Annotated in this window: 4 protein-coding genes; all 4 read left to right on the top strand. The window is 69.4% G+C overall.

The features are described from left to right. The coding region (locus tag P3W85_RS35205) for an MFS transporter (RefSeq protein ID WP_276268164.1) at positions 1-1,408 on the top strand (1,408 nt) is incomplete at its 5' end. A 125-nt stretch (positions 1,409-1,533) separates the two neighbouring features. After that, the gene (locus tag P3W85_RS35200) at positions 1,534-2,601 is read left to right on the top strand and encodes a methyltransferase (protein ID WP_017228607.1); all 1,068 of its coding nucleotides are present in this window, start codon (positions 1,534-1,536) and stop codon (positions 2,599-2,601) included. A 50-nt stretch (positions 2,602-2,651) separates the two neighbouring features. Next, on the top strand, positions 2,652-3,113 hold the full coding sequence (locus P3W85_RS35195) for a ferritin-like domain-containing protein (protein ID WP_017228608.1): 462 nt from the start codon (positions 2,652-2,654) through the stop codon (positions 3,111-3,113). 473 nt (positions 3,114-3,586) lie between these two features. Then, a complete protein-coding gene (locus P3W85_RS35190; RefSeq protein ID WP_276268163.1) occupies positions 3,587-4,465 on the top strand; it encodes an NAD(P)-dependent oxidoreductase in 879 nt (292 codons plus the stop codon). The last annotated feature ends 36 nt before the right edge of the window (positions 4,466-4,501 follow it).

Raw genomic sequence — 4,501 nt, 5'->3', positions numbered from 1 at the left:
TCCCCGCGCCACCTGCGGCCTGGCCTTGCCGGTCATGCTAAGCGGCACGTTCATGGTGGTCATGGATTTCTTTGTCGTGAACGTGGCGTTGCCGGCCATCCAGCGCGAGTTGCACGCCAGTGCCGGCGCGCTGCAGTTCGTGGTGGCAGGCTATGGCCTGGCCAATGCGGCCGGGCTGATCACCGGCGGGCGTCTCGGCGATATGCTGGGACGGCGCCGCATGTTCATGCTCGGCCTGTTGCTGTTCGCGCTGGCTTCCGCCGCCTGCGGGCTGGCGCCGTCGGCGCCGGCCCTGGTGGCGGCGCGCGTGGCCCAGGGCCTGGCGGGCGCGCTGCTCCAGCCCCAGGTCCTCGCCATGCTTTCGCTCGCCTACGCCGGCCCGGCACGCGCGCGCGCCTTTGCCGCCTATGGCCTGACACTGGGCCTGGCCGCCCTGCTCGGCCAACTGGTTGGCGGCGCACTGATCCGTGCCGACCTGGCCGGCATGGGCTGGCGCAGCTGCTTCCTGGTCAATGTGCCGGTCGCGTTCCTGGCCCTGCTGCTGGCGCCGCGCGTATTGCCGGCCGCGCCTGCCAGCCGGGACAGCAAGCTCGATCCGCTCGGCATGGTGCTGCTGGCCGCGGCCCTGTGCGCGCTGGTGTGGCCGCTGGTGGAAGGCAGGCAGCAAGGCTGGCCTTCAGCCGCGCTGCTGACCCTGGCCCTGGCGCCGGCGCTGTTGGCCATGTTCGCGCATTGGCAGCGCCGGCTGCATGCGCGCGGCGGGCAGCCGCTCATCGGGCCGGCGCTGTTTGCCGCGCCGGGGTTCGCCCGCGGCCTGGCGGTGACGCTGGCGTTCTATGCCGGCAACGCCTCCTTCTATTTCGTGCTGGCGCTCTACCTGCAGGACGGTCTCGGCCTGAGCCCGTTGCAGGGCGGCGGCGCATTCACCATGCTGGCGCTGGGCTTCTTCGCCACCTCCCTGGCCGCGCCGCGCATCGCGGCCAGGCTGGGCCGCTCGTCCATCGCCTATGGCGCGCTGCTGCTGGCGGCGGGCCACTGGCTGCAGCTGGCGAACCTGATGCTGCCGTGGCACGTGCCGGGCGCGGCATCCATGGCCGTCCTGCTGGCGTTGCTGCTGGTGGAGGGCGCCGGCATCGGCATGGTGATGGCGCCGCTGGCATCCACCGTGCTGGCGGGGATGCCGCCGCGCCACGCCGGCGTGGCCGCCGGGGTGCTGGCCACGGTGCAGCAGGTGGGCAACTCGGTCGGCGTGGCGCTGCTTGGCAACCTGTTCTATGCCAGCCTGGAAGGCGCCGGCACCAGGCCCGACTATGGGCACGCCTACGCCTGCAGCCTCGCCTGCCTGCTTGCCCTGGCCCTTATCGTCACCCACCTTTGCCGGGGCAAGCGGCATCCGTCCGCATCGTGAGCAGCGCCCTGCCCCCAGCCGCCACAACCGGCTGGATTTCGCCGCGCCCGGCATCTAGAGTTACCAGCATCCTTCCCTACGCCCAGGCGCCCGGAAGTCGGTCGATGGTGGCGACGAGGTGACTTATGCAGAACGGAAACGATGCCGCCGGCAAAGCCGCGGATGCCGGTGCGTGGCACGCCCCCGAACGCACGCCGGAGCGGCTGCTGCAACTCGGGATGGGCTTCTGGGCCGCCAAGACCCTGCTCAGCGCGGTGGAACTCGGGGTGTTCACGCAACTGGCGGACGGACCGCGCGACGCCGCGGCGCTATCCGGGACGCTCGGCCTGCATCCACGCGGCGCCGCGGATTTCCTCGACGCGCTGGTGGCCCTGCGCCTGCTTGAACGCGACGACGGGAACCACTACAGCAACAGCCCCGACACCGATCTGTTCCTGGACAAGGCAAAGCCCAGCTATGTGGGCGGCTTGCTGGAGATGGCCAACGCACGCCTCTATCCAAGCTGGGGGTCGCTGACGGAGGCGCTGCGCACCGGCCACCCCCAGAGCGAAGCCAGCGGAGGCGACGACCTGTTCGCGGCGATCTACCAGGACGAACAGAGCCTGCGTGGATTCCTGCAGGCCATGACCGGCGTCAGCATGGCGGCAGCCCAGGCAATGGCACGCAAATTCCCCTGGGCGGCCTGCCAGACCTTCATCGATATCGGCACGGCGCAAGGGGCGCTGCCGGTACAGATCGCGCTAGCCCACCCGCACCTGCGCGGCGGGGGCTTCGACCTGCCAGCCGTTGGCCCGGTCTTCGAGGAATACGTCGCCGCGCATGGCCTGCAGGACCGTCTGCGGTTTTATCCGGGAGACTTCTTTCGCGATCCCTGCCCGACGGCGGACGTGCTGGTGATGGGCCACATCCTCCACGACTGGAATCTGGAACAGAAGCTGCACCTGCTGGCCAAATGCCACGCGGCGCTGCCCGCCCGCGGGCACCTGATCGTCTATGACGCCATGATCGACGATGCACGCAGGCAGAACGCCTTCGGTTTGCTGATGAGCCTGAACATGCTGATCGAAACGCCGGGCGGCTTCGACTATACCGGCACGCAATGCTGCGCGTGGGCGAAGCAGGTGGGCTTTGCGCGGGCGCGCGTGGAACCGCTTACCGGCCCGGATTCGATGATGATCGCGACCAAGGGATAGCATCGCAATGCACCGATACGGCAATTCAAGCACTTCCGAAGGAGCCTGCCATGGCTGAGATCGAAAAAGACCGCGTGGTCAGCGTGCTGAACCAGATTCTCGAGACCGAACTCGCCGGCGTGGTGCGCTATACCCACTACTCCCTGCTGGTGTTCGGCTTTGCCCGCATCCCCATCGTTTCCTGGCTGCGCGACCAGGCCAGCGAGTCGCTGCTGCATGCCCAGCAGGCCGGCGAATGGATCACCACCCTCGGCGCCTATCCGTCGCTGGCCATCGGCAAACTGCTGGATAGCCATACCTTCGATATCGCCGCCATCCTGCGCGAATCGCTGGCGGCCGAGATGGTAGCCCTCGACCTGTACCGGGAGTTGCTCACGCTGGTGAAAGACCGATCGGTAGCGCTGGAGGAATACGCCCGGCAGATGATCCGGCTGGAAGAGCTGCACGCCGGCGAGGTGGACAAGATGCTGCGCAGGCCGGGCAGCGCCGCGGCATTCTCGCCGCCGGCCTGACGCGGCCTGCCGGAGGGTGGGAAAGCCAGCCCGCCGGGGCTGTCTGCGCTGGCCGGACTGCGCGCCGGCATGCTTCGCCACGATGCTCCACTCGCCGATTCCGCCATCCGCCAGCTGCGCGACACGCGCCGGCGGGCAGGCCACCCTGTCTCCCCGTGCCCGAGCAACAGCCTCGCCACGCCCGGCCCGGCGAGGACCGTGACCCGTTCCTGCCTGGGTCCGGTGGCACCTCCGATCCGCCCCGATACGGACGAAAAGGGCGCCGCGATGGCCAATGACCGCCGCCCGGCCTGGCGGCCTGCTTCTATACTGGCGGCTACGAGCGCTCCTGGCGCATGGCCGAGACGCCGGGCCTGGGCATCGAGGACTCCCCGGAGGTCAGGCACATCTGCGCTGGCGGCCTGAGCGGCAAGCGCAATAGCGGAACCGCGCCTGCGCTCACGATTCGAACCGGACATAAGAACGGAGACAGCATGAAGACAATCGGCATGATCGGCATCGGCATGATGGGCCATGGCATTGCCACCAATATCGCCAGACACGGCCACCCCCTGGTGTTGCTGGCGCATCCGGGCAACCAGCCGCTCGACCAGCTGCTCGCCGCCGGCGCGCGGACCGTCGATAGCGCGGCCGGCCTGGCCCGCGCGGTGGACGTCGTGATCCTGTGCGTCACGGGCACGCCGGAAGTGGAGGACGTGCTGTTCCGCCCGGACGGCGTGCTGGCTGGGCTGCGCCCGGGCACCGTGGTGATCGACTGCTCGACCGCCATCCCCTCCTCCACCGAGCGCATTGCCGCCGCGGTGGCGCAGGCGGGCGGACACTTTCTCGACGCTCCCATGACGCGCACGCCGAAGGAGGCCGCCGAAGGCCGCCTCAACCTGATCGTAGGCGGAGACCCGGCGCTGTTCGCGCAATGCCGGCCGCTGCTGGCCTGCTTTGCCGAGAATATCGTGTTCGCGGGTCCGGCCGGCTCTGGCCATCGCCTCAAGTTGCTGCACAACTTCGTCTCGCTGGGTTTTTCCGCGGTACTGGCGGAGGCCGCGGCCTGCGCCGCGCGCTCCGGCGTCGATCCCGCGGTGCTGGTGGAGGTCCTGTCCAAGGGCGGCGGCGACAGCGTGATCCTGAACCGCATGCGGCCCTATATCGAGGCGCATGACACCTCCGGCTTCCGCTTCTCGATCGCCAATGCGCTCAAGGACATGGGCTACTACACCACGATGGCGCAGGAGCTCGGCGCCGCGCGCGCCACCGCGCAAGCCGTGCGCGACACCTACGAGCGCGCCAGCCACAGCGGGCGCCCGCAGGCCACCGTGCCGGAACTGATCTCGATCCTCGATAGCCCGGCAAGCTGACCGCGCTGGCGGGCATCGACAAGGCGCTGCCGGCCC

It is taken from the genome of Cupriavidus basilensis (assembly GCF_029335485.1).
GTDB classification, from domain to species: Bacteria; Pseudomonadota; Gammaproteobacteria; order Burkholderiales; family Burkholderiaceae; genus Cupriavidus; species Cupriavidus basilensis_E.
Note: the sequence above shows the minus strand (reverse complement) of the source record. Positions and strands in the feature narration are given on the sequence as shown.

Bases quoted from the DNA above. Each gene is read 5' to 3' on its own strand.
- P3W85_RS35200 (WP_017228607.1), top strand. From the start codon at position 1,534: ATGCAGAACGGAAACGATGCCGCCGGCAAAGCCGCGGATGCCGGTGCG.
- P3W85_RS35190 (WP_276268163.1), top strand. From the start codon at position 3,587: ATGAAGACAATCGGCATGATCGGCATCGGCATGATGGGCCATGGCATT.
- P3W85_RS35195 (WP_017228608.1), top strand. From the start codon at position 2,652: ATGGCTGAGATCGAAAAAGACCGCGTGGTCAGCGTGCTGAACCAGATT.